This window comes from Snodgrassella sp., from assembly GCF_024103505.1.
Lineage (GTDB): Bacteria > Pseudomonadota > Gammaproteobacteria > Burkholderiales > Neisseriaceae > Snodgrassella > Snodgrassella communis.
Map to the genome: position 1 here is coordinate 150,441 of NZ_JAGGIJ010000002.1, position 23,341 is coordinate 173,781.

The 23,341-nt window shown below is 40.1% G+C and carries 22 protein-coding genes and 1 riboswitch; of the genes, 4 read left to right on the forward strand and 18 right to left on the reverse strand.

The window, feature by feature from the left end:
- The first annotated feature begins 43 nt into the window (after positions 1–43).
- Positions 44–592, forward strand: a complete 549-nt coding sequence (grpE, locus tag J6578_RS03535) for a nucleotide exchange factor GrpE (RefSeq protein ID WP_093092632.1) — start codon at positions 44–46, stop codon at positions 590–592.
- A gap of 148 nt (positions 593–740) precedes the next feature.
- Here grpE and J6578_RS03540 read toward each other — a convergent pair whose 3' ends face one another.
- The 3 genes from J6578_RS03540 to J6578_RS03550 all read right to left on the reverse strand — a co-directional run bounded on the left by J6578_RS03540 (position 741) and on the right by J6578_RS03550 (position 2,155).
- Positions 741–1,130 (reverse strand): cupin domain-containing protein, encoded by a 390-nt coding sequence (locus tag J6578_RS03540; RefSeq protein ID WP_239364035.1) that lies wholly within the window; start codon positions 1,128–1,130, stop codon positions 741–743.
- 26 nt (positions 1,131–1,156) lie between these two features.
- Positions 1,157–1,444 (reverse strand): MafI family immunity protein, encoded by a 288-nt coding sequence (locus J6578_RS03545; RefSeq protein ID WP_093092628.1) that lies wholly within the window; start codon positions 1,442–1,444, stop codon positions 1,157–1,159.
- A 165-nt stretch (positions 1,445–1,609) separates the two neighbouring features.
- Positions 1,610–2,155 (reverse strand): hypothetical protein, encoded by a 546-nt coding sequence (locus J6578_RS03550; protein ID WP_287953907.1) that lies wholly within the window; start codon positions 2,153–2,155, stop codon positions 1,610–1,612.
- A 260-nt stretch (positions 2,156–2,415) separates the two neighbouring features.
- On the opposite strand from J6578_RS03550, the gene J6578_RS03555 reads away from it, so the two are divergent.
- Entirely contained in the window at positions 2,416–3,312 is an 897-nt protein-coding gene (locus tag J6578_RS03555; RefSeq protein ID WP_287953908.1) for a pepsin/retropepsin-like aspartic protease family protein, read from the forward strand.
- Between the two features lie 115 nt (positions 3,313–3,427).
- Here J6578_RS03555 and J6578_RS03560 read toward each other — a convergent pair whose 3' ends face one another.
- The 10 genes from J6578_RS03560 to J6578_RS03605 all read right to left on the reverse strand — a co-directional run bounded on the left by J6578_RS03560 (position 3,428) and on the right by J6578_RS03605 (position 14,455).
- Complete coding sequence (locus J6578_RS03560; RefSeq protein WP_093092622.1) at positions 3,428–4,738, reverse strand: type II restriction enzyme; 1,311 nt, start codon at positions 4,736–4,738, stop codon at positions 3,428–3,430.
- Complete coding sequence (locus J6578_RS03565) at positions 4,731–5,573, reverse strand: DNA adenine methylase (protein ID WP_239423031.1); 843 nt, start codon at positions 5,571–5,573, stop codon at positions 4,731–4,733. The genes J6578_RS03560 and J6578_RS03565 overlap by 8 nt, the downstream gene beginning before the upstream one ends.
- A 237-nt stretch (positions 5,574–5,810) precedes the next feature.
- A complete protein-coding gene (locus J6578_RS03570) occupies positions 5,811–6,590 on the reverse strand; it encodes an amino acid ABC transporter ATP-binding protein (protein WP_287953909.1) in 780 nt (259 codons plus the stop codon).
- The gene (locus J6578_RS03575) at positions 6,571–7,215 is read right to left on the reverse strand and encodes an amino acid ABC transporter permease (RefSeq protein ID WP_037406818.1); all 645 of its coding nucleotides are present in this window, start codon (positions 7,213–7,215) and stop codon (positions 6,571–6,573) included. Before J6578_RS03575 ends, J6578_RS03570 begins: the two co-directional genes overlap by 20 nt.
- Positions 7,216–7,294: 79 nt before the next feature.
- Entirely contained in the window at positions 7,295–8,086 is a 792-nt protein-coding gene (locus J6578_RS03580; protein ID WP_218966013.1) for an amino acid ABC transporter substrate-binding protein, read from the reverse strand.
- A 411-nt stretch (positions 8,087–8,497) separates the two neighbouring features.
- A complete protein-coding gene (locus tag J6578_RS03585; RefSeq protein ID WP_239428157.1) occupies positions 8,498–9,268 on the reverse strand; it encodes an ABC transporter ATP-binding protein in 771 nt (256 codons plus the stop codon).
- A gap of 9 nt (positions 9,269–9,277) precedes the next feature.
- Positions 9,278–10,258 carry a FecCD family ABC transporter permease gene (locus J6578_RS03590; protein ID WP_287953964.1) on the reverse strand — a complete coding sequence of 327 codons (981 nt, stop codon included), beginning with the start codon at positions 10,256–10,258 and terminating at the stop codon, positions 9,278–9,280.
- Positions 10,259–10,281: 23 nt separating this feature from the next.
- Positions 10,282–11,070 carry a heme/hemin ABC transporter substrate-binding protein gene (locus tag J6578_RS03595; RefSeq protein WP_287953910.1) on the reverse strand — a complete coding sequence of 263 codons (789 nt, stop codon included), beginning with the start codon at positions 11,068–11,070 and terminating at the stop codon, positions 10,282–10,284.
- 101 nt (positions 11,071–11,171) lie between these two features.
- The gene (locus J6578_RS03600; protein WP_287953911.1) at positions 11,172–12,212 is read right to left on the reverse strand and encodes a ChuX/HutX family heme-like substrate-binding protein; all 1,041 of its coding nucleotides are present in this window, start codon (positions 12,210–12,212) and stop codon (positions 11,172–11,174) included.
- A 41-nt stretch (positions 12,213–12,253) separates the two neighbouring features.
- Positions 12,254–14,455, reverse strand: a complete 2,202-nt coding sequence (locus tag J6578_RS03605) for a TonB-dependent receptor domain-containing protein (protein ID WP_287953912.1) — start codon at positions 14,453–14,455, stop codon at positions 12,254–12,256.
- A gap of 914 nt (positions 14,456–15,369) precedes the next feature.
- Between J6578_RS03605 and J6578_RS03610 the strand changes: the two genes are divergently transcribed.
- Positions 15,370–17,298, forward strand: coding sequence for a M48 family metalloprotease (locus J6578_RS03610; RefSeq protein ID WP_287953913.1), 1,929 nt, complete (start codon positions 15,370–15,372; stop codon positions 17,296–17,298).
- A gap of 351 nt (positions 17,299–17,649) precedes the next feature.
- On the opposite strand, the gene J6578_RS03615 is transcribed toward J6578_RS03610, so the two are convergent.
- Both J6578_RS03615 and J6578_RS03620 read right to left on the reverse strand, forming a co-directional pair.
- Complete coding sequence (locus J6578_RS03615) at positions 17,650–19,878, reverse strand: S8 family peptidase (RefSeq protein WP_287953914.1); 2,229 nt, start codon at positions 19,876–19,878, stop codon at positions 17,650–17,652.
- Positions 19,878–20,933 (reverse strand): ATP-binding protein, encoded by a 1,056-nt coding sequence (locus J6578_RS03620; RefSeq protein WP_287953915.1) that lies wholly within the window; start codon positions 20,931–20,933, stop codon positions 19,878–19,880. The genes J6578_RS03615 and J6578_RS03620 overlap by 1 nt, the downstream gene beginning before the upstream one ends.
- Before the next feature lie 411 nt (positions 20,934–21,344).
- A riboswitch (TPP riboswitch) is annotated at positions 21,345–21,434 on the forward strand.
- A gap of 59 nt (positions 21,435–21,493) precedes the next feature.
- On the opposite strand from J6578_RS03620, the gene tenA reads away from it, so the two are divergent.
- The gene (gene tenA / locus J6578_RS03625) at positions 21,494–22,156 is read left to right on the forward strand and encodes a thiaminase II (protein ID WP_287950642.1); all 663 of its coding nucleotides are present in this window, start codon (positions 21,494–21,496) and stop codon (positions 22,154–22,156) included.
- Positions 22,157–22,479: 323 nt separating this feature from the next.
- Here tenA and J6578_RS03630 read toward each other — a convergent pair whose 3' ends face one another.
- The 3 genes from J6578_RS03630 to rpmB all read right to left on the reverse strand — a co-directional run bounded on the left by J6578_RS03630 (position 22,480) and on the right by rpmB (position 23,238).
- The gene (locus tag J6578_RS03630) at positions 22,480–22,707 is read right to left on the reverse strand and encodes a SlyX family protein (protein WP_037491028.1); all 228 of its coding nucleotides are present in this window, start codon (positions 22,705–22,707) and stop codon (positions 22,480–22,482) included.
- Positions 22,708–22,822: 115 nt separating this feature from the next.
- Positions 22,823–22,978 carry a 50S ribosomal protein L33 gene (gene rpmG, locus J6578_RS03635; RefSeq protein WP_037406801.1) on the reverse strand — a complete coding sequence of 52 codons (156 nt, stop codon included), beginning with the start codon at positions 22,976–22,978 and terminating at the stop codon, positions 22,823–22,825.
- A 26-nt stretch (positions 22,979–23,004) separates the two neighbouring features.
- Complete coding sequence (gene rpmB / locus J6578_RS03640) at positions 23,005–23,238, reverse strand: 50S ribosomal protein L28 (RefSeq protein WP_037406798.1); 234 nt, start codon at positions 23,236–23,238, stop codon at positions 23,005–23,007.
- Positions 23,239–23,341 lie beyond the last annotated feature (103 nt).

Below are 23,341 nucleotides of genomic sequence, written 5' to 3' on the forward strand. Positions count from 1 at the left end.
CCCAATTTAATTAAACAATTCACCTTTTTGCCGAGGAAAAAACATGCAACCGGAAAACAACACCGAAAACGAAACTCAGGTTAACGATAACACCGAAATTACAGAACCCACTGTTGCTCCCGAACCCACCATCGAAAACTTACAGGAACGCATTAACGAGCTTGAAGGACAACTCAAAGACGAACAACTACGTTCGCTCGCAACCGAACAGAACCTGCGTCGCCGTCATCAGGAAGAGCTCGAAAGCGCGCACAAATTTGCCGGCCAGAAATTTGCCAGTGCCATGCTGCCGGTTAAAGACTATCTGGAAATGGCACTGCAAGACCAGAGCGGCAACTTTGATGCCCTGAAAATGGGCGTACAAATGACCCTTACCGAATTACAAAAAGCTTTTGAGCAGTCCAATGTGAAAGAAATCGCCCCCAAAGCTGGTGACAAACTTGATCCGCACCGCCATCAGGCGTTACAAAGCGTAGACAGCGAACAGGAACCCAACACCGTGGTTTCCGTTATGAAAAAAGGCTATACCCTTGCCGACCGCGTATTGCGCCCAGCCATGGTAACCGTAGCCAAAGCAGCTGACGCAGAATAAACCTGCTTACACAAAAACCGTCAGACACACCCAAGGTCTGACGGTTTTTCATGTATACAGTTTCATCCCCATCCAATTAAATTACGATTCAAAGAGCAAAAACATGCCGTTCCGGCTATCCACCTGAGCAGTAAAACTGTACCTGAAATTATTGCTCAGCAATCACATCAATAAACACCAGCGGCTCCTTACCTATATTGGCCAAAGCATGTGATTGCCCCTTACGCGCAATCGTCACATCACCAGCCTTAACCTGATAAGATTTACCATCAGAATCAGTAAACAGACCTATCCCAGAAACAATAATATAAGTATCCTCATTATGCTCATGCCGATGAAAACCGATTGAAGCACCCGGTTGCAACGTCATCCAGCCAATCTCCTTGATCGCCTCATCCCTCTTTGCCGCATCTCGTCTGAAAGCAAACTGCCCATACAAAGTACCTTTACCACCAGCCGCCGCATCACGATTAAAATCAATCAATTCATCTTTTAAATAAACATCAGCCCATACCGTACTGGCCATAGCAGCCAGCATCAATGCAAGCAACCATCTGGCAAACATCATTCCACCCCCATATCAAAATTTATATATTTAATTAAGTCTTTAGTTATAACTTCCATATTTTGCTCCATGAGATTAGATAATTCTGCTATATATTGAAAAATACCATTATTTATTTCCTTATTTTCTTCCTTAATAATATCAATCAGAGTATCTAAAGCTAATCCATATTCACCATAATCAACAAAATCTTTTATTTCATCTATTTCTTTAGAGATAAAACTCTTATTTAGTAAAGAAATTAAATTACCAAAATTTTCTTCTACATCCTGATATTCAATATTCATTTAATGGCTGTCTTGAAACAAAAGTCACTTATAATCCGGCCATACCTTTTCAGAAGCAAGCCGAGTAACATTACACACCAGTATTACTTCACACGCTCCCGCTCCCCTGTCAGTGCGTGACAATGACGATAACACATACCTATTTCCCATATCGACCCTAACCAGCTAACCATCCACACGAACATTATCCCCAACCTTAATACCACTAATCTGAGTAGCTATTTTTTTATTTGCCGGAATCAAATGGACATTCGAAGCATTCAGGTACATATCATCATAAGAATATGGCATAGAGCCCCCATCTTTAGTGCCGGCAATACCACCAAAACGGGCTCTCTGCTCAAATTTCAGGCGCTTTACTACCTTTTCATTAGCCATAAATCCCCACCCCACAAACCAGTCAGTTGTAGAGATACTAGCGTGTTCATCATAAAGATAAGAAGCGCGATGTAGTACACGTGCGGGCATACTAAACCCAGCCAAAGGAGTAAGTTTCACTTTTGGCAACACAAATGGCTGCATTCCTGTAGGTACTTCTGTTTGCAATGGTTCATCACCCATAGCCATCGGCGGAAACTGCGAACAATCCACACCAGCATTTAAATATGCTGGCATAACCACCCGTGGTGAATAAGGTGAAAATCGCCACCAGCCAACACATAATAACAAAATACCTATCAATAACTTCCGATATTGATAAAAAAAATCCATGGCAAACCTAAGCAAGAATATTTAATCCAGATTTTAGTTTTATACCAAAAATAATATTTCCATCTTAAACAACTGACAAAAATTAATAGTCAATAAATATTAAAATAAACATTCTAAGTGTGTAGCGCCCGCCTAAAAAAAACAAAAATATAACCAATCTGTCTGATTATTAAATTTAATTGTTCTTGCCTATTACCAATTAACCAAGTATAAACGCATAGTACCAATATTACCCCATATTGTAAAAAAGGATAAAATCCATGCGTTTATCAAGCCTGTTTTTTATTTTTATCTGCATAGCCATAAAAATGGCCATGGCAAAAGAAGTAGTATTACCGGTAACCTTTACCAAAGATACCCATATTGCCAAAGTAGTCTTAAATATCAACGGTAAACCAAGCCAGTTTCAGCTTGATACAGGTTCACAGACAGCCTTGCATTTACCGCTAAATACACTGCAACAACTGCCAGATACGACCAAAAACCAAAATACCAATAAAAGTCTGGATTTAAGTGGAAAAATTAATGAAACACAAAAATTTCTGATAAAACATCTAGATATCAACGGACTTAACTTTGACAACATCAATGCAGAAGAACTGAAACCATGGGGCTGGAGTTATTCCAGCACTACGGAACAGGCACCTGCACCAGATGACAACCTGCCAGTTATCGGTTTGCCACTCTTTCAGAATCACATCTTTACCCTAGATTTTGCGCACAAAAAAATCATAATCGACGATGGTCAGGATTCTACCCAGATAAACCAGCAATGGATTGCTTTCCCCTACAACATTCATCCCAAAGAAGGCATTATCATCAACCTTACCGATCAGAAAAAAACATACAGCCTTGTTCTGGATACCGGAGCATCAATGTCCTTTATCAAAGGAAAATCACTGCCAGCAGCAATAAAACCACCCGCAGCCAAATCCGAAGAAGCCACACTACGCCTGAATAAAAAAGGCAATCCCCAGACAGTTAAAATCATTCTGACTAACCCATCCATCCGTAAAATCCCCATTCGGGCGGCTATTATGGACGGTATGCCAGAACAATTTGAATCAGACGGCTTACTCGGCGTAGATTTCCTGAAAAAATATAGCGTGAAAATAGACCAGAAAAACCAGCAATTATGGATTAAACCGGCTATCTGAAATGCGCATACAAGACTAAGACAACCAGTTATATTGATTTATAAAAAGCTATAGCTCCATTATAAACTTTACTTATATAAACTTTAATTATAAATTCAAAAATTAGAATGGAATGTTATTTTGTTAAATTAACAATCCATTCTATCCATTTTGTCACAGTAGAAGCACGTCGCCTAAAAGTATCTAATGAGCGTATATTATACAAATTTGATTTTTGCATGATTTCAATAATTCTACTCTTCGAAGGCATTGTTCTGTTATTTTCGATATATTCTTTTAATACAAGATTAAATACATTATGTTGCAAAATTAGCTTACAAAATGACAACTGACGGTCTTTATAACCTACTTCTAATATCGATCTGCCTTTTTCTGTTAAACAATAACTAATCTCATCAGGACTTTTATTAACTAAACCTAAATATATGGCTGCATTAGTATAATAACCAGTTTGACGTTTAGTAAATGCATAGTTTATTGTTATTTCACTATGGCTTAATTCTTTTGCCACCAGTAGCTCACAGATATTAATTACTCGTTCAAATGTATTTGCCTGAGGGAAAGGAACTTTCGGTTCATCATATAATACAGATGTTTCTCGCATTACTTTTTCAATATCAAGAAATCTTATTTTGGTATCTTCAATAGTATATTTTCTATGCTTAATCAATATTAAAGAATTATAATATTCAAAATTTTGAAATTCATACTCATAAAAATTATATATACCATTAGAGTATATAAAAAATATTGGACGTACTGGTTTCTGAATACGTTTTTTCCAAACCCGATATGGATAATATAATTGCCTGATTAAAAAGTCCTTAGATATATCTAGCTTTGCTTCTATCAAAGCTAGTGAATGATTACCTTCGTATCCAGCATCAATTTCAATCTGTGATTTATCCACATAAATTCGTTGGGTTGAATGACATACATTTTTACCCTGCTTATCCAAATTGATAAAAAAATCAAAAGCACCCGATCCAGCTCTACCTGACACAGTGGGTTTAATTTCATTTTCCTGCAAAAAATCAGCAATAATACCTGAGGTAAAAGCACAATTTAAAGCCATCGCCTCACTGGTTATATTGGATAAATCCAGACTTTGAATATAATCTGGTAAATACATTCTTGTAATGGGTGTATCAGCCTTCACCTGTTCCAAACTCTGATACGCCTGAAAATTACCTATAATATAGCTACCACGAGTAACCGGTAAAATAGCAAGATGATTTTCAGAAAAAATTTTAGGCAGATTGACGAAATGATCAAATTTTGCCATTAATCTCGGTTCTTTTATTTTTTTTATTTCTTTTGCATCAATCTTAAAAAAACCCTCTCCCTCTATCCTTTCGAGAATATTATGTTCTTCAAATAGGCTGCACCAAGCTTCACTAATACTTAAATTTTTAAATTTACTCATAATTTCTTACAATAATCTCCTGCATTTTACCTCTACTTGACAAATTTGCTCCTACTAAGCGTCTGGCAGAAACAATTTTTATATTATATTTGCCATATTGTTCACAAATAAAGTCTGTTGCCGAATTCGACAACATAAATTTAATTCCACGCTCATTCAGCTCATCACAATACCTACGTAACCTTATTTGCTCTTCTCGAGAAAAACCACCTTTGGTATAACTGGTAAAGCTAGCGGTAGCAGATACAGGATCATAAGGTGGATCAAGATATACAAAAGCATTATCAGGTAGGTTTCTTAAAATTTCGGCGTAATCACCGGTACTAATAGCTATCTCTGCACTATTCAAATAACCATTAATAGCCCTTAAAACAGGCTCATTAACAATATTAGGATTTGCATAACTGCCAAATGGCACATTAAATTCACCTGAAGCATTAACTCTGAACAGACCATTAAAACATGTTCTGTTTAGATAAATAATCCGAGCGGCTTTTTCAATATCGGAGAGCTGAGCATACGAATCCTTATTTCTATCCCAGCTGCGTACCTCATAAAAATGTTCTTTATCATTCTGAAATGTCTTTAGCCGCTCAATCAACGCATCAACATTATTCTTGATAACAGTATAAACCTGAATCAGTTCATGATTGATATCATTAATGCAGGCTAATTGTGGTTGCAATGCAAAAAACAATGCACCACCACCTACAAAAGGCTCACAGTAGACAGAATAGTCTTTTGGTAATAAAGGAATTAAAGTATCAAGCAATTGACGTTTACCACCTGCCCATTTTAAAACTGGGGATATCAATTGATTTTTACCATATCTCATATTTAGTAACTCTTTATTTCAATGCCGATTAATCTAATATCACAGTGATCGGAACAAGTAATCTACCGGTTCTGATATTTGTTTACACTTCAATTTACTATCACTTACCACTTATCCATATATGTAATTTAAATAATCAACATAAAACAAAAAGCATTATCATATACATCTTAATAAACACCCGATCTTAATCATTATTTACAATATAAACACTAAGATCAGACAGGGAATTTCTGCTTACTTCAACATCGAGCTCAAAAACGCCTGTGTCCGTGCATGCTGCGGATTAGCAAAAAAGCTTCTCGCTTCACCCGATTCAACAATCACACCTTTATCCATAAATAGCACCTTATTGGCCACTTCGCGCGCGAAGCCCATCTCATGGGTTACCACCACCATCGTCATCTTGTCTTCAGCCAACTGCTGCATCGTTTTTAATACATCACCAGTCAATTCCGGATCTAGTGCAGAAGTAGGCTCATCAAACAGCATAATCTGTGGCTGCATCGCCAGTGCCCGTGCGATGGCAACACGCTGTTTCTGTCCACCGGATAGCTGCGATGGATAACAATCCTGCTTGTTTTCCAAGCCCACTTTACGCAACAGCTCCTGCGCCAGTGGCACAATTTCATTACGCTGCATTCTTTTCACCGTGATCGGTGCTTCTATCACATTCTGCAACACAGTCATATGCGGAAACAAATTAAACTGCTGAAATACCATACCCATGCGCGCACAGATATTCCTAATCGTCTGTTCAGGCGCATAATGGGCACGATTATGGCTGTTATTCTGCACCAGAAAATCGTTTTCAATCGCAATGCTGCCGGCATCTACTTTTTCCAGATAATTCAGACAGCGCAGCAAAGTAGATTTACCGGAGCCGGAAGAACCGATAATGGCAACCACTTCCGAGCGTGCCACCTGAATATCCACACCTTTAAGCACTTCCACCTGACCAAAGGCCTTGTAAATACCGCGGGCATCTATCATTAAATCAGTCGTCGTAGCGTGCATAGCGTTTCTCCATTTTCTGGAAGCCCCAAGTCAGAATCAGGGTCATAATCAGGTAGAAGGCAGCCGCCACAGAAAACGGCATCAGATTGAATTCACGCTGTACCAGCTGATAGGTTACCCGCATCACATCCTGCAACGCCAGTACATACACCAGCGAAGTATCCTTAACCAACGTAATGGTTTCATTGCTCAATGGAGGCAGGATTTTCTTCCACATTTGTGGCAGAACAATGCGGCGCATAGTTTGACCATAGCTCATACCCAGCGTTTTTGCTGCCTCATACTGCCCCTTACCTACGCCCTGAATACCGGCACGGAAAATCTCAGCAAAATAGGCCGCATAATTGAGCACAAACGCCACCACCGCCGTAGTATAAGCAGGCAGCAGAATATTAACTGCCGGCAAAGCAAAATAAATAAAGAAAATCTGCAACATCAGTGGCGTGCCACGCATCACCCAGATGTAAAAATTAACAATGTAATCCAGCGCTTTAATGCCAGACAGACGCAAGAGTGCCAATACCAGACCCAACGGAATAGACAGCAGCAGGGTAATGGCAAACAGACTGAGGGTAATTTTTGCCCCCGTCCATAATTCTGGCAGCATATTTAACACATAATTCACGTGTAATCCTTAAAACAACAATAACGCTGCCTGAACAATTCACATTCAGGCAGCGTTGATTCCAGAGTAAAAACAGCATTTATTTGACGATGTCTTTACCGAACCATTTTGTAGCAATTTTAGCAGATGTACCATCAGCTTTCATACTATCCAGAGCAGCCTGAATTTTCTGCTCCAAAGCCTGATCATCCTTACGGAACGCCACAGCATACTGCTCAGTACCGAAATCATCACCTAATACTTTATATTCATTCGGTTTTTTCGAAACATAATAACGGCCAACCACCTCATCTACCACCAATGCATCCACACGTTTAGCCGACACATCCATCAAAGCAGTCACATTATCAGAATATTTCTTCAGTTCTTTAAAAGATTTCACCACATTTGGCTCAGCTTCTACCGCATCCACCGCACTGCTGCCATCCTGTACACCAACGACTTTCCCAGCCAATTGCGCTTTGGTATTAATACCACTATCAGGACGCACAACAATAATCTGATGATTATCCATATATGGTTTAGATAACAATAACTGCTGTTGCCGCTGTGGCGTAATAGTCAAACCATTCCAGAGCATATCCACACGCTTACTGTTAAGCTCAGATTCCTTGGCGCTCCAGTCAATAGGCTTAAGTTCTACAGCAAGACCGGCGCGCTTGGCTGCTTCACGCGCCATATCAATATCAAACCCAACCAATTCATTCTTTTCGTTGCGAAAACCCATGGGCGGAAAGCTGTCATCCAGCCCCATGACTACCGTCTTACCTTCACTGGAGCCCGTTGTACCGGAAGTAGACTCACCACCACAGGCAGCAAGCGCCACCGCAGCCACAGAGCCCAATAAAAATTTACGCATGGCGTTTTGCATATAAAATTCCTGATTCAAGGTAAATAGATAATTGTGTCATACACTATACCGGAATTTTTTTACACTTTCACCTGCCAATACTGAAAGCTTCAATTGCTGCCAAAATACTAATAGTCAAAACACAGCACCGGCAACTAAAGACATAATTAACTTATACAATGAGCAAATTAGATCAACCAGAAAACAGGCTAATCATGCCGAATAACTTTCCGCTGGTAAATAGTATCCCATATGCAAACCCATAATACACAGCCTGAAATAGTTATCTATAACAAACAGAACAACTTCAGAATCAAAGCCTTATTCATATTAATTTTTCAAATAGATTCATACCTTTAAAACTGAAATTAATTGCATCATTCTCCACCAGCCATTAAATATTCAGCCCAAACAATGCACATCAAAATTAACTTAAGCCACTGCTGAATGCACAGAGTGATGATCCATACGGAAAAACAGCCTGCCATCCTCTTCTATACGCCGGATTGGCCACTGATACACCTCACTGAGTAAATCAGACTGCATCACATCCTGCGGTGTGCCAGAAGCAACTATCTGCCCCTCATTCATCAATACAATAAAATCGGCATGATTGGCAGCCATAGTTAAATCATGTAACACCATAACAACCGAGAATTCAGCATGGTGCTCACGCAAATAATGCATCAAGCGATGCTGATGGCGAATATCCAGATGATTGCAAGGCTCATCCAGCAATAACACCGGTGCATTCTGTAACAGAGCACGCACCACATTAGCACGCTGCTGCTCACCACCAGACAAACGGCCAATACGTTGCTGTGCCAATGGACGCAAATCAAAAACATCCAGCAGATGCTGTAATTTTGTGGTCGGTGCCTGTGCTTTCTTAAACCAGCTACCATGCGGGCAACAGCCAAGCTGCACATATTCAGTCACCGTAAGCGGTAAATTATATTGTCCGTGCTGCCCTACCCAAGCAATCTGCCCACGCTTCAAATTACTGCCCACAGATTCCCCGCGTAACCGTACACCAGTACCATGCAAACCCAGCAGCGCACGCAATAAAGTAGATTTACCCGCACCATTCGGCCCAATAATACTGGTATGCTGACTGGCCGGAAAATCAAGCTGTGGAACGGATAAAATACAGCGGCCACGTGCTTGCACCTGCACATTACGAACAGCAAACAAACTCCCCATACCCCGCTCCTAACGCCGCAACGGCTGCAAAAACAGCCACAGGAAAAACGGCCCGCCAAGTAAAGCAATCACAATACCTACCGGCAAATCTACCGGATAGCTCAACCAGCGTGCCACACTGTCTACCAGCAATAAAAATACCGCTCCCAGCCAAGCAGATAACAATATAATCCGGCGTCGGCTGCCGCCCCAGCTACGGGCAATCACATTCGGCACCATCATACCCAGAAAACCAATAATACCCGCCAGTGACACCGCAGCACCTGTTAATAGCGCTGCGCCGATAACCGTCCACATCCGCGTACTGCCTACCGCTACCCCCATACTGATGGCCGTTTCTTCACCCAGCATCAGAATATCCAGCCGCCGTCCAACCACCAACAGTATACCCAGCCCCAGCAACATCACAGCCAATGCATACCAGGGCGAAGTAAAACCAGATTCAGCCAGACTACCAGCCAGCCAGTTGGTTGCACTGCGCAAAACCATATCATCCGACATAAATAAAATCAGACTCACCAGCGCACCACAAAAGGCACTGATTACAAAACCCATCACCAGCAGCCCCAATGTCCCCCCACCAAGCAAACGATGTACCGTCAGAATCAGCAAACACACCAGCAGTGCACCGAAAAAAGCGGCCAAAGGTACAGTTACCATCCCCCAGCCAAAAGCCAGAACAGCAATCACCCCCAATGCCGCACCACCAGACGTCCCAATCAGACTCGGGTCTGCCAGCGGATTATCAAACAACGCCTGCAATGCTGCACCGGCAGCAGCCAGTGCAGCACCGACAATAAGTGCCACCAGTACCCGTGGCAGCCGGATACCAAGCGTAATTTCATCCAGCGACTGTGGCCACTGCCATCCGCCCATGCCCAGCCCCAGACAGAACCAGCTCAACAACAGACTAAATAACACAGCAGCAATGCCCCAAACCAGTTTAGGCCAGAACGCACGTCTTACCACAGTCGAATCAGCTATACTCATCGTTTGCTGCACTTGTGTCATCATTATTGTGCCAGCTTATAAAGTTTAGAAATAACCTGCGGCGTATTCAGACCGTAACGAAATAAATCATTTGATGGCATAAAATAGATTTTATTCTGTTTCACTGCCGGTGAAGCAGCAATTTCCGGTCGCTTGGCTAAGCCTTGCATACCGCCAACCAGTTTTTGATTACGCTCAGCAATCAGAATAATATCCGGTTTTGCCGCCAACCAAGCCTCACGTGACATCGGCTTCATACCCTCAATGGCAGCAGCTGCATTGATGCCACCAGCACGTCTGATTAACTCATCTGCTGCGGTACCACGGCCGGAAACATAACGGCCATCATAACTAATCAGATAACGCTTACCGGTTTTCGGCATCTCCTTAATCTGACTTAGCCAGCGACTGGCCAATGCATTGGCTTCACTACTTTTACCAATAAGCTGACCAACCTTACGAATACCAGCAGCATAACCATTAATATCCTCTTTCGGCGCAACATTCACAGCCATAATACCCACCCGGTTCAGATTGGCATAAATACTGGCTGGCTGAGCCATCCACGACCCCAGAACAAGAGTCGGTTTTCTGGCTGCAATCGGTTCCACACTTAGCCCGTGAAACAGACCAATACTGGGCACATTCTTTAAGGCCGGATTGGTAGAAGCCATCTCACGGCCTACTACATCTTTAGTACCACCCAGCTCCACCACAACATCAGCCACATCTGGCGTCAATGTAACAATGCGGGCAGCAAATGCAAACGGAAAAGCAGCGCACATTGCCGCTGCCAAGAATAATCTTTTCATGCTTTACCCTTTTAATTACCAGCAATACAGCAGCAGACAGGCCTGCTTTAGCTTATGATTACTTAACATCATCGCAATAATACCTATCTGCCCTTGGTCATTTAGCCTGCTAACAAGCCATCCGTAAACTGGTGCCATGATTGCATTTCATCATTGCCCTCCTCGCGACGACCAAAAATCTGCACCACAGTCTGACGATTCTTGTCGAAACCCTCAATACAGGTAACATAGCCTTCACTAATCGGGCGACGTACAACCCATGTTTCCACAATATCACCATCGCGCAGGTGCAAATCAAAACCCTCTTCCGGCACCTTCGCATCCAGTACATTCAGATAGCCATGTGAACGCACCACATTATGCACCTTACCAGTCTGAATCTGCACCAGCCCGCGGTTACCAACAAAGACCATAATTTCCAGCTTATTTGCCTGTGCGTGTTCTAATACCTGCTCCCATACACCGCGATCCACCTGTTTAGTACTACCGGCAGGCGCATGACGGTAAGATTGCTGGCGGTCAATCTTAAATGTTTCCAGCAAACCACCAAAATGATGTACATCTTTCAGCTCATTCCAGCGCTCCTGAAAAGCCAGCTCACGCTCTGGAGACAATGGCTCCGGCACCGTAACACTAACCTCTGGCGCCGGTAAAAATTCCGGCTTACCCGTACTCGCAAACTCATCAATCAGAGCCTGCCATGCTCCCAGTTTAGCATCATCACGCATGAACACCTTTTCAATATTCACACCATATTCATCAAAAAACTGAATTGAACGCATAGTCTTATCGCCCATTACCAGCGTTATGGCTAGCGCATGATGCCAGTTATGCAGAAAAAAACGTAAATCCAACCCACCTACATTCAGAGCCAGCCCCGTACGCGCAGTCAGCGTAACATGCTCATAAACACCGATTTTCTCATGCACCGCTGCATCATTGCGCACCACACTCAACACCTCACCCAGCGTTTCCAGCTTCAGTACCAGCTCGCGGATCCGGCTACCCAGATAAACCGAATCAGGTGCATCTGCCATTAATGCCCCCTCACTCACGCCCAGATCAGCCGCAGCCTGACGCGGGAAATACATTCCCCCCTCTACCGCTGCTTTTTTATCCAGATATTGTTGCCATAAACTCATGTTTTATTCCTTTACAAAATTATTATTAGTAGCAGATTGATTTAAAACGTGTAGCGTAAACCAACATTAAATGTCCGTCCCGGCGCTGAATAGAAATCAGCATTATATTTATTTAGCTTAGTGGCATTACCATCACTCTGGCCGGAAGTCCCCGCCTGACTGTTCACATTCGGCATCATGTACGCGATATCTGCCCAGTTCCAGTATTTTTGATTGAATACATTATTAACACCGGCGCGAAAGCTCAAATGCTTAGTCGGCTTCCAGTAGCCCCCAAAATCAACTAAAGCATAATTCCTTGATGGATTGTAATATCCCGTATTCTGCAAATCACCGTCATCCTTCTTCGCTACATAAGTAAAATCCAGATTCGCGCCCCAGACATCCCCCTCATAAGCCAAACCCAACTTCACCTTAACCGGCATAACAGAATTCAATGGCTGATCAACACCATTCTGACGAATCGAACCACGCGAATAGGCAATCGACCCACTTGCTTTCCAGTCTTGGGCAAAATTCCAGCGCGTATAGACCTCACCGCCATAGATATGCGCTTTACTGAAATTCTGCGCCTGCAATACCAGCGTTTGATAGCGGCTCCATACCGCCGGCAATGACACCTGATCAGCAACATTCACATAATCAATGAAATTCTTATAATGATTATCGAATCCGGCTATACCATATTCAAATACACTATTTTTCCCGCGTATACCCAGTTCAAAATTATTAGCCGTTTCTGCCTTCAAATTCGGATTACCCCAAGAACTGTAATTACCCGGATTCCAAGAAGAGGCCAGTTGCTGTGAAGATGGTGCATTAAAGCCACGTGCATACTGGAAATAGGGCACCAGCAAAGGACTTATCTGATAGGAAATACCCAAGCGCGGCGTAATTGCACCTTGATGCTTCTTACGCAAATCCCCGATACTATTATCAGTTCCAGTAAAAAAACCACCATCATCAGGTTTCATATTATAGTAATGCGCCGACACACCCGGGCTTACCACCAGATTCCCCCACTGCAAATCACCATCAACATACATACTGGTGCGAATAGTCTTATTATCTGCATTCGGTTTTGATCTGGCATAATATCCCTGCCAGTCACTGCTTAATTCATGACGAGCAAAACTTAACCCATAACGCCAGTCCTGATTCAAACCACCGCCATCAAAATGAGCGCGCCAGTCAGTAGTCAACCCCCATACCTTATCCCGATTGCCAAATTCAAAAGCACAGCGATTTCTTACCCCCGGAATCATACTGCTACACCCGCGGACATACTGGCGGTGAGTTACCGAATCAGTTTTGGTTTGCTGCCAGTAAAGCTGCGTTTTACCCTCATAAATTAACCCTTCACCACTATAAAAATCATGCCCCAGCGAAAACCGCGTTTTCTTATTATCATCTGCGCCACCAATATCCGTATAAGAACGATTAACCTGTGACAGCGAATCAGTCCACTGATTACGGCTCAGATATTCAGCCGTAAAATTAATAGCATTTTTATCATTAATATCAAACTCATGCTTAGTCAGAAAATAGCGACCATTGCGGTCAACAGGATCTGCCTTGGTTCGCAATGCCCCTTTGCCACCAACATCACCACGATTATCTGACTCATTACCCTTACGATAAGTACCCAGCACCATACCGCGCCAGTAACCATTTTTCAAAGCGGCCGCACCAGTTATCGCTGTAGATCTATCCACACTATTGTATTGAGTATCAACATAGCCGCCCTGATTTTCTCCCTGCAAAATTTCATCCGCAGACAGCGTTTGCATAGCCACCACGCCACCCAAACCAAAGCCACGGGCATTTTTACTGATATCCACACTACTGAGTGCAGAAACATCCATAAAATTACCACGCCCAAAAATAGCATACTGTCCTGTATGCTTCATTTCATTCGCTTCCGGCAAATCAATACCATCAATACTCATCGCCACACGATTACCACTCAGACCACGAATATTTACACTGTCATTACCCTGTCGCGTCCCCTGAGTATCCAGCACTTCCACACCCGGAATATCCCTTAATGCAGTTTTCAAATCCACTGCACCTTTTTTCTGAATAGCCTCCGCCTTAACCTTAGTACCTTTAAAAACACTGGGGGCGACTGATTTTGCCTCAACATAAACTGTTGGCAAATGAACCACACCCTCAGCATATCCCATTGCCGGCAAGCCGATACAAACTATAGCCAGCGCAATAATCTTGGGTGAGCGACGCATAACGAATTAACCCCTTTTGACGAGATTTAATATAAAGACAGCGCATTGTAAACAATAATCATTATCTTATACAAGTAGTAATAGGAATTATTATTATTATCATTAAATCCCATTATCTAAACGTCGGCCTAAGACCAATTACACCAGTCTCATACACTAGCCAGCAAGTATCGATACACCGTAAACACAGATCATTTCATCATTGCGCCAAAACATCTTGCTTCAAATACCATAGTTTGCAAGTCAATAGCGCATTCATAACATACAACGCCATAACCAGCGCTGAAAATATTACCTATTCAAATCAAATAGAAAAGACTTAAAAACCACCACACCGTCTTCACAGCTAAAAATGCATATTCTGTATAATTACCTTATAGCTTGAACTTATTCATAGCAGCAACAGCAGAATAAATACTACTCATTAATATCCAATTCATACCTGCTCAGCAAAAAATTGCCGTCTATGAATAACATCAAAATACCAATACCATAACAGCTATAATAAAATCACCTGATATCCCAGATAACCATGCAGCTTGGCCGTGCTTTCCAGCATAAACCCCTTACCAAACCCAAAGCACAGACCTTTGATTTTCTGGTAAACGATGGTGGCTTATCCGCTATCCTGCCTAACGGAACAGCAAAACCGGATAATAAGACCAATACAAACCAAGCAAATAAATCAAATACGAAGAACATAACAGGCGCAATTCAATTGTTTTTATACTGAAAAATAATTAAAATAGATTTAATTTAGTAAATAATCGATTCTGAATTTAGTGGCTGGCTAACAATCCCGATTGCCACAGTAGTGCAGAAAAAAGTAAAGAGGTGATTATCTTGAATAAAAACACCGCAGCACATACATTCTCGCTGAAAGAGCGAATCTATCTTTTTTTTTCATCATTTTATTGCCACTTCTCAGCATTCGCCTAAGCTTTCACCTTTACCCCTCGCCACAACAGCTTGAGAGCATCAATCAGGAAATCATTCAGCTTTCATTACAACAGCAGGCATTGCTACAACAGCCTGAAACCCCTAATAATTACAGCCAGCGTTGTGAAATCACAAACAAGATTAAACAGCATAACTTCACACTGACGTATACCAAACCACTCGCCATAGGCGGCATACTTAGCGGTGGCATGTGTATCTTTACCGGTGTGATTGCTTTACTCCTCATTCAACGCTTAGGTCGAAAAGCTAGCAAATCAGGAAAACAGTTGCACACTAATTTTACCAGTGCTTCATACATTATGCGGGCTATTCTACTGATATTGCCCATCAGCCTTTTTCTGTCTTTTTCATCCAGTCTTTTTATACTCACCGATGGTTTAATACTGACTAAATTAGCCATTGGCCTGATTGCCGTGGCAGGATTATGTCTCTCCATTTGGGAAATTTATAACAAACCGGATGTCACAGAAGAAGCCAGCGTAAACGGCGTACTTATCACATCAGAAACCAATCCCAAACTATACAAACTGATTGAGAAAATCGTTCAGAAGCTTGAATTAAACGTTATGCCAGACAATATAGTATTTTGCATAGGACATGGCTTTAAAATAAGTAATCAAACAATTTATCTGTATCCGCGCCAAACCATATTGACTGGAAATACCTTATATCTTGATAGTACTTATATCAATTATTTAACCTTAGCCGAGTTAAGCAGCATAATAGCACATGAATTGAGCCATATTGCCAGCAATGACCCGAGCCTGCCTAAAAACTTTTATCGTCAGATTGACAGATTAACCGAAACCATTACTTCTTTTTCCCGATCCCGTTTATTCTATCCCGCATATCTGTTATCCAAACAATATTACTGCTCATTCAACCGAGCAATACGGCAATGGAATTGTTCCAGAGAATATAGAGCAGATTCAAATGCTTTAAAAATCATCCCCAAAGAGTACCTTGCCTTAGCGTTGAGTAAAATACATCTTCTGCAAGTGCCCATCAATCAGGCACTGGATAATTATTACCATAACGCACATACAACCCATCTGCCTTTAGATTATGTTACCCACTATGTAGCACAATCAGAAATACCTTCGCTTAGCAAACTGCTAAAAAAACAACCTTCTGTTTACAACACCCACCCAACTTTAGCTCAACGGCTATCTGCCATTAAATATCGCGAATTAAATCGGCTGTGTGGTTTGCTTATCAGCATCAGCCCCACCTCACTGCTAACAGAGCTGTTCAGTCATGAAGCAAACTCCCTGCAAGCAAATTACCAAAAAAATATACAGAAAATAGCTAAAACCAATATCAACTATCTTAAAAAACACATCAATAATCATCAGCAAACCATTACCATAAAACAAGGCGGGATTATCAGATTATTGCTGCGATCCTTACTGGCAAGCCTGTTTATCTTAATAACATACGCCTTTTTAATAGCTGATGAAAAACACGATTCTGAATGGCTAATAACCGTCATTATCCTTTCAATAATCAGTATTTTCTGTTTACGCAGATGCTACAAAATGTATCAATGTATTGGTTCGCCACTGCTTACCATCACACCGCAAGGATTAGTCCTCCCCTGCTTCGAAAAAGCCATCCCTTGGGAGCAGATAATTCATTATCAGATAAATGAAATTATGTATAAAAAATTAAACATTTATCTCAGTCCTGCATTTAACCCGGGCAAATTTAAAACCAGCGGAGCAAAAATAAAATATAACAGACAAAACAATCATATCCAGATAACTGCCTATGAAATCAAAGGCAAAATAAACTTACCAGACTGCGCCCCTTTAATATCAGACTATATAATAACAGCTACTGCCCGAGTAGAACTGCAACTGTTTACGCAGAACAAAGAATAATCAATACATCGCAACAGCAGCTAGCAGAAGATTTTGATAGCGTATTGAAACAAATCGTTCTTGTGAATATATTTTAAAATTAAAAATTTACAGCTTTAATCATGCAGTTAAATATTGAATTAACCATAAAGAAGCTGAAATGGCTACACTAATTTGCACAACTTTTTGGGCAATTAGTTAGAAATAACTGATTTGGTGCTACAACCAGCATTAGAAAATAGACAATGCCGATTCGGAACTGGAAAATGCAATCAGTCGATTTAACACAGCAGTTGGTGACAGAATTAACTGTCACCTGTTGTAGCAGCAAAATACAAAAAATTCAGTATAAGGTCGATTAAACACTAGCAACTAATCCCATTTAATATCCTCATTCATAATCTGACGAATTTCCACGCGAGCGTTAACATCAAGTTTATTAACAATCCAGCCTTTTAAATGACAATTTCTGATAAATTCATCAATTCTATTTTGGCCGTTCATTTCTTTTAATGTGACCACCACGCCAAAACGAATCTCCTCTCCATCTTTAGGATCTAGCCTGTTAGTCGTTTTAATTTCCATGCCCCAATTTTTATTTTTATATGAGCATTTTGGAATTAATCTTTTTTTATTAATTGATTCTGATATATATTTAACATTATCCCATTTTCGGAATTGACCTTGCGCGCCAGCTTCTGCTAAATAATGGTATTCACCCGTTTCAAGATTCTGCTTATCGCCATTAATATCTTTAATCTTACCCTTATTATCAAGTCGGCCAAAGTGCAGATTTAATTCAGTATTGGTATAGTCGACACCTTGATTTCTATTACATTTCGGAAAATAGCACATAGTTGCTCTGGCAAAAAAAGGATATTTATTATGAACTAAAGGAACAGGAAATTCGTAATTGTATGTATTCCATTTTTTACTTACATCTGTTACTACAAATTTTATTTCATCTTCTTTAGTTGTGATAATGTCGTTTATATGAATTGGCACGATACCATGCCCAAATTCAGCAATTTCTTGAGGATTTGGCTCGTTCCATTCTTTTGCTGCATCAATAATCATAGCCTTGGCTAACACTCTATTAAGACCTAAAACATCAATTAAATAAGATAATTTACGCGCTATCCACGGTGCTGCAAAAGATGTGCCAGCTACTTTGGCCTCACCTAAAGGCTCACAAACATGCAAAAATTGCTCACTACTGCCACCATAATAGCTTACATCAGGTTTAGCATAAAACGTTAAAGCGAACCCTTTTCTCGCATAATCAGGTACTAATTTGTTTTTAGTAACCGAATTTACGACTATGCTATTAATTGAATCAGCAGGAGCACCAATTTTCTTAATTTTTTCATTAAATTTATTGGTGCCAGCAACAACAAATATTACATCATTTTCATATTGAATCTGGTCTAAGACAGCTCCTTCAGCGGAAATAAAATTATCATTAATTTCCTGATTACTGCCCAATGACAGATTCCAAACCTTAATATCCGTATTTGCGGCAATAATCTCTTTAATCTGTTTGATAATCGTAAAAGGTGAAAAATGCGCACCAGCCGCCACTCCAAAATGGCGAACTCTAAACCGACCACAACCATCATCCAACCACGGATTCATTCTTGGTCCATCAACTATAATTGAGGATATAGCTGTACCATGCTTATAGTCTTTAAATTCTTTTGGGATATTGTTATCTACCATATCATGATATTCAACCCATTCATTAAAATATACTTTATCGTCAAATAAAGTATCAATAACTCCTATAATAGGTTCTAAATCAGGCTTTGGAATAGATAATATTTCTGTTTTTTTTTGCTGAAAATTATTTTGAGGAAATAATTTGGATAAATCCTCAGTAGCCATTGAGACTATATATGGTGCTTTTTTGAGTAAAATTTCTAATGGTACCTGTCTTAGAAGTACTGTCAGGTTATCCATAATACTGTCTGATGATACATTTATACCGTAATTATTGAGTAATTCTACAATATCGGAATTAGTATCATAAAGAGTAACAATGCTTTGTACTATTTGCTCTGGTATATTTTCTACATTAAAATCATCAATATATGAAGCATCAGCTATTACTTGCTTAAATACAAACTTACTTATATTAAATTCATCATAAGGAATATTATCTATTATTTCTTTATCATCAAGTTTCTTTTTATCTATCTGGCCATTGAAATAAACATTCAAAACATTGATGGAATTTTGTAGTAAGGAAATACTGTTAGTTAAATCGATAGCATCCAGATAATAAGTAATTATATGTTTAGTTTTGCTCTGATTAAACTTAGCACCTACAACAGCAGAATTTGAATTTTTCCCTTTAAATAAGCCAGTTATACGAATACTTTTTGCAGCAATTTTATTGTAGTACACACTTATTAAAACTCCCGTAAATGGTCTAGTTTCATTCCGCCAGTATTCAGCAATTTGCTCTAATTTTAATTTTAGCGAACTTAAATGCTCTGTAGAAACAGTTTTATTCCCATTTATACTAACGTTAAATGCCCCGTTTATCTTTGAGGCTTGAACAAATGCTTTTCCCTTTAACTCTAATACATTATTTGCCATTATTTATTTTCCCCTTTTAATTTTCTTGCTACCGTACTTTTCGCTTCGCCAGTAAGTTTTTCTATTTCTCTAACAGTAAAGCCCTGACTGTGTAATACCGTACCCGTTATTTCTTGAGTATTCATGGTATTTTTGTATAGCCTGCGCAAGTAATCAAAGCTATTGTCTACATCACTAAAGGCTAAAGATGTTTTTATCATGTTTTTTAATTCTCCCGGATTAGGTAACTGAGTTGCGGTATTTAATATTTTCCTTACCAGCCGAGTGTCTTTAGTGATATTTTTAAAGCTTTTAGCATAGGAAGAAAAATACAGTTCTGCGATTTCAACCAAATCTTCTTTACCATAACGATTGAAATTAATTACAGCATCAAAACGTCTTGATAGAGCTCTATCAAGATTTTTGTATAAATTGGTGGTGGCGATAATAACAATTTCATTATTCAAATCTGCCAAGCGATCAAATTCTCTCAAGATTGCTGAAGTTACCCGTCCCATTTCGCGCACATCGTTACTGTTGATACGATCCAGCGCAATCACGTCTATTTCATCAAACAAAATCACTGTTTTTTCCGGATAGGGTATAGTATTGATTTCGCTAAATACAGTAACAATATTTTTATTGGTTTGCCCCAGCTTGCTATCAACCAGATTATCAAAGTTGACATAAAATAAACTACGGTCGAGCAATCTGGCTACATGCTTAGCTGCTTCAGTTTTGCCTGTCCCCGGACTTCCCTCAAACAGAAATCGGTTAATACCAATATTATGCGTTACCGCATTAATTATCCCTTTAATATCATTGGTCACTTCTACAGGTAGATTTAATGATTCTAAATTCTTAACATCAATATTTTTTAAATAAATACTTTCAAAATCGCTTGCCTGTGGCACATAAAGATTAGCCGCCGCAATCTGCCCCATAATATATTCAGCCAACTGAGTATCGCCCATTCTGTCAAAATGATGGGCAATCTCTATTGCTTCATTTCTGAAAGCATTCTCATTTCGCTCAACATGATATTTAATCAAGTTTAAAATATTTCCTTTTTTCATGAGATATTAACCCTAACTACATTTCCAACATTAAAAGCAATTATAGCATTTTTTGGGACAAGTTTTAATAAAATGGGACAATTTTATAAATTTTTAGATTTTTCTCAACCAAATTGTCAATCTGGATATTTGGCAAGTATGCTGAATATTCAGATTCTCACAATTCATTAGCTTAGACATCCATCTATACTTCATCAATAAAACATGCATCAGAACTCATACTTAATATTAATAAAAGTACAAACTGAACAAGATTTGCAATGAACGCAGAAAAACTGAATAATTATTCTTTAAACAAAATACATATTCCAAGCTGATACCAGTGAAGAATAGATTGGATTGAGTAAAAGCTTAAATAGTTGTATATAATATTCTTCTCTTTTATCTCATCTATTTCTTAACCTTTACTGGTTAATTTATCCGGGGTGCCACTGGCTGAGATTACACCCGTTGAACCTGATGCGGTTAATACCGACGAAGGGAGTATAAAACAAGCTTTTGCGCTGATAAGTCTGTTTTGTTACTCCTTAATATATTGTTTATTAAAGGAGCGTTTATTTATGCCATCATTCCAATCACTTATTGAATTTTGTCAGGATGACTGGAATCGCTATATTCAGCATGATTTTGTGCAGCAACTGGGCAAGGGAACGTTAGATAAATCCTGCTTTCAGCATTATTTAAAACAGGATTATCTTTTTTTGATTCAGTTTTCGCGTGCATGGGGGCTTGCGGTTTATAAAAGCCATGATATTTTTGAAATACGGCAGGCTTTAGCTGGTCTTAAAGCTATCGTTGACGTTGAACTGGACTTGCATATTCAGTATTGCAAGCAATGGGGCATAAGCATACAGGAGCTTGATAATCTGCCGGAAGCTAAGGCCAATATCGCTTATACGCGTTATATGCTTGATGCGGGACAACAGGGTGATCTGCTGGATTTGCATATCGCACTGGCGCCCTGCCTGATTGGCTATGGAGTACTTGCGTGTTGGATTCAAGAACAATCATGGTATCAGGCGCACAACAATCCTTATCAGAGCTGGATTGAGATGTATACAGGTGATGAATTTCATGCAGCCATGCAAACAGAGATTAACTGGATTAATCAGCGTTTGGCCAATATTGATTCGCAGCGCTTTGAGCAGTTGGCAAAAATTTTTACTAATGCAACACGATTAGAGGCTGATTTCTGGCAAATGGGTCTGGATAAAAGCTATTAGCAGTATCGATTTTTCTGTCAACATGAATGCCGGCACAGTTAATCACTAGATACATGCGAAACAGGAGTAATTCTGTGGAATTGAATTAGCCTTTATATTTGCGCAATTAACGCCAGATGTTTTGCTTATAAATTATCTTAATGATCATTCAGTGTGGGTGATGAGTATTGGTTCTTGCTGATATTTTCAGATTGGAAAGCGCCATTGGCAGACTTTTAATCATTCGCTTTAAGCCTGAATTTTAATTCCGTATTGTGATTTCAATATTTATCAAGCAAGGTAATCGATACTTGCACCTGCTACTATTTGTCTGTTTCAATAGTTTAATAATGTGGCGGAATTTCACTTGCCGGATTAAATGGTTCGCCACCGCTATCTGCTCTGTCTGGCAGGCGCTGGTAAAGCAGACGCAGTTGTGCCTGTTGTAAATCTAAGGTTTGTTGCAGCCGGGCTATGGTATCACTCAGGCTCTGGATGGTTTCTTCCTGCAATGCGCTTTGTATTTCCAACTCTTCGATGCGGTGCTGCAATTCGATATGTGCTTCATGCATGTTGTTTTCCATAGTACGGCCATTTAGTCGGTAAATCTGATTTGTGTTTTATTATCCCTAATGAAAAAAACCTGAGCAATAAACTGCTCAGGTTTTTCAAACCAGTATGAAACAATTATTTCAGTTTGGTTTCTTTGTACATTACATGCTTACGCACTACTGGATCGAATTTTTTGATTTCGAATTTACCAGTCATGGTACGTTTATTTTTAGTAGTGGTATAGAAATGACCTGTACCAGCAGATGATTCCAGTTTGATTTTGTCGCGCATTGCTCTATCCTTAAATCACTATATGATTAAGCTTCACCGCGAGCGCGCAGGTCGGCCAATACTACTTCAATACCTAATTTGTCGATGGTGCGCAGAGCGGCGTTAGAAACGCGCAGGCGAACCCAACGGTTTTCACTTTCAACCCAGAAACGACGTGATTGCAGGTTAGGCAAGAAACGGCGTTTGGTTTTGTTGTTGGCGTGTGACACGTTGTTGCCACTCATCGGGCGCTTACCGGTCACTTTACATACACGTGCCATGGTTAACTCCAAACTTCTAATTAATTTTGTAAAACGCGATTTATACCATGAAAAGCGGAATCTATTCAAGGGTTAAATCATTTTGTATAGCACGAGCAGGTAA

Bases quoted from the DNA above. Each gene is read 5' to 3' on its own strand.
- J6578_RS03570 (WP_287953909.1), bottom strand. From the start codon at position 6,590: ATGCACGCTACGACGACTGATTTAATGATAGATGCCCGCGGTATTTAC.
- J6578_RS03600 (WP_287953911.1), bottom strand. From the start codon at position 12,212: ATGAGTTTATGGCAACAATATCTGGATAAAAAAGCAGCGGTAGAGGGG.
- J6578_RS03565 (WP_239423031.1), bottom strand. From the start codon at position 5,573: ATGAGATATGGTAAAAATCAATTGATATCCCCAGTTTTAAAATGGGCA.
- J6578_RS03580 (WP_218966013.1), bottom strand. From the start codon at position 8,086: ATGCAAAACGCCATGCGTAAATTTTTATTGGGCTCTGTGGCTGCGGTG.
- tenA (WP_287950642.1), top strand. From the start codon at position 21,494: ATGCCATCATTCCAATCACTTATTGAATTTTGTCAGGATGACTGGAAT.
- J6578_RS03550 (WP_287953907.1), bottom strand. From the start codon at position 2,155: ATGGATTTTTTTTATCAATATCGGAAGTTATTGATAGGTATTTTGTTA.
- J6578_RS03630 (WP_037491028.1), bottom strand. From the start codon at position 22,707: ATGCATGAAGCACATATCGAATTGCAGCACCGCATCGAAGAGTTGGAA.
- J6578_RS03590 (WP_287953964.1), bottom strand. From the start codon at position 10,258: ATGAGTATAGCTGATTCGACTGTGGTAAGACGTGCGTTCTGGCCTAAA.
- J6578_RS03555 (WP_287953908.1), top strand. From the start codon at position 2,416: ATGCGTTTATCAAGCCTGTTTTTTATTTTTATCTGCATAGCCATAAAA.
- rpmB (WP_037406798.1), bottom strand. From the start codon at position 23,238: ATGGCACGTGTATGTAAAGTGACCGGTAAGCGCCCGATGAGTGGCAAC.
- rpmG (WP_037406801.1), bottom strand. From the start codon at position 22,978: ATGCGCGACAAAATCAAACTGGAATCATCTGCTGGTACAGGTCATTTC.
- J6578_RS03620 (WP_287953915.1), bottom strand. From the start codon at position 20,933: ATGAAAAAAGGAAATATTTTAAACTTGATTAAATATCATGTTGAGCGA.
- J6578_RS03545 (WP_093092628.1), bottom strand. From the start codon at position 1,444: ATGAATATTGAATATCAGGATGTAGAAGAAAATTTTGGTAATTTAATT.
- J6578_RS03585 (WP_239428157.1), bottom strand. From the start codon at position 9,268: ATGGGGAGTTTGTTTGCTGTTCGTAATGTGCAGGTGCAAGCACGTGGC.
- J6578_RS03595 (WP_287953910.1), bottom strand. From the start codon at position 11,070: ATGAAAAGATTATTCTTGGCAGCGGCAATGTGCGCTGCTTTTCCGTTT.
- J6578_RS03605 (WP_287953912.1), bottom strand. From the start codon at position 14,455: ATGCGTCGCTCACCCAAGATTATTGCGCTGGCTATAGTTTGTATCGGC.
- J6578_RS03560 (WP_093092622.1), bottom strand. From the start codon at position 4,738: ATGAGTAAATTTAAAAATTTAAGTATTAGTGAAGCTTGGTGCAGCCTA.
- J6578_RS03540 (WP_239364035.1), bottom strand. From the start codon at position 1,130: ATGCTGGCTGCTATGGCCAGTACGGTATGGGCTGATGTTTATTTAAAA.
- grpE (WP_093092632.1), top strand. From the start codon at position 44: ATGCAACCGGAAAACAACACCGAAAACGAAACTCAGGTTAACGATAAC.
- J6578_RS03615 (WP_287953914.1), bottom strand. From the start codon at position 19,878: ATGGCAAATAATGTATTAGAGTTAAAGGGAAAAGCATTTGTTCAAGCC.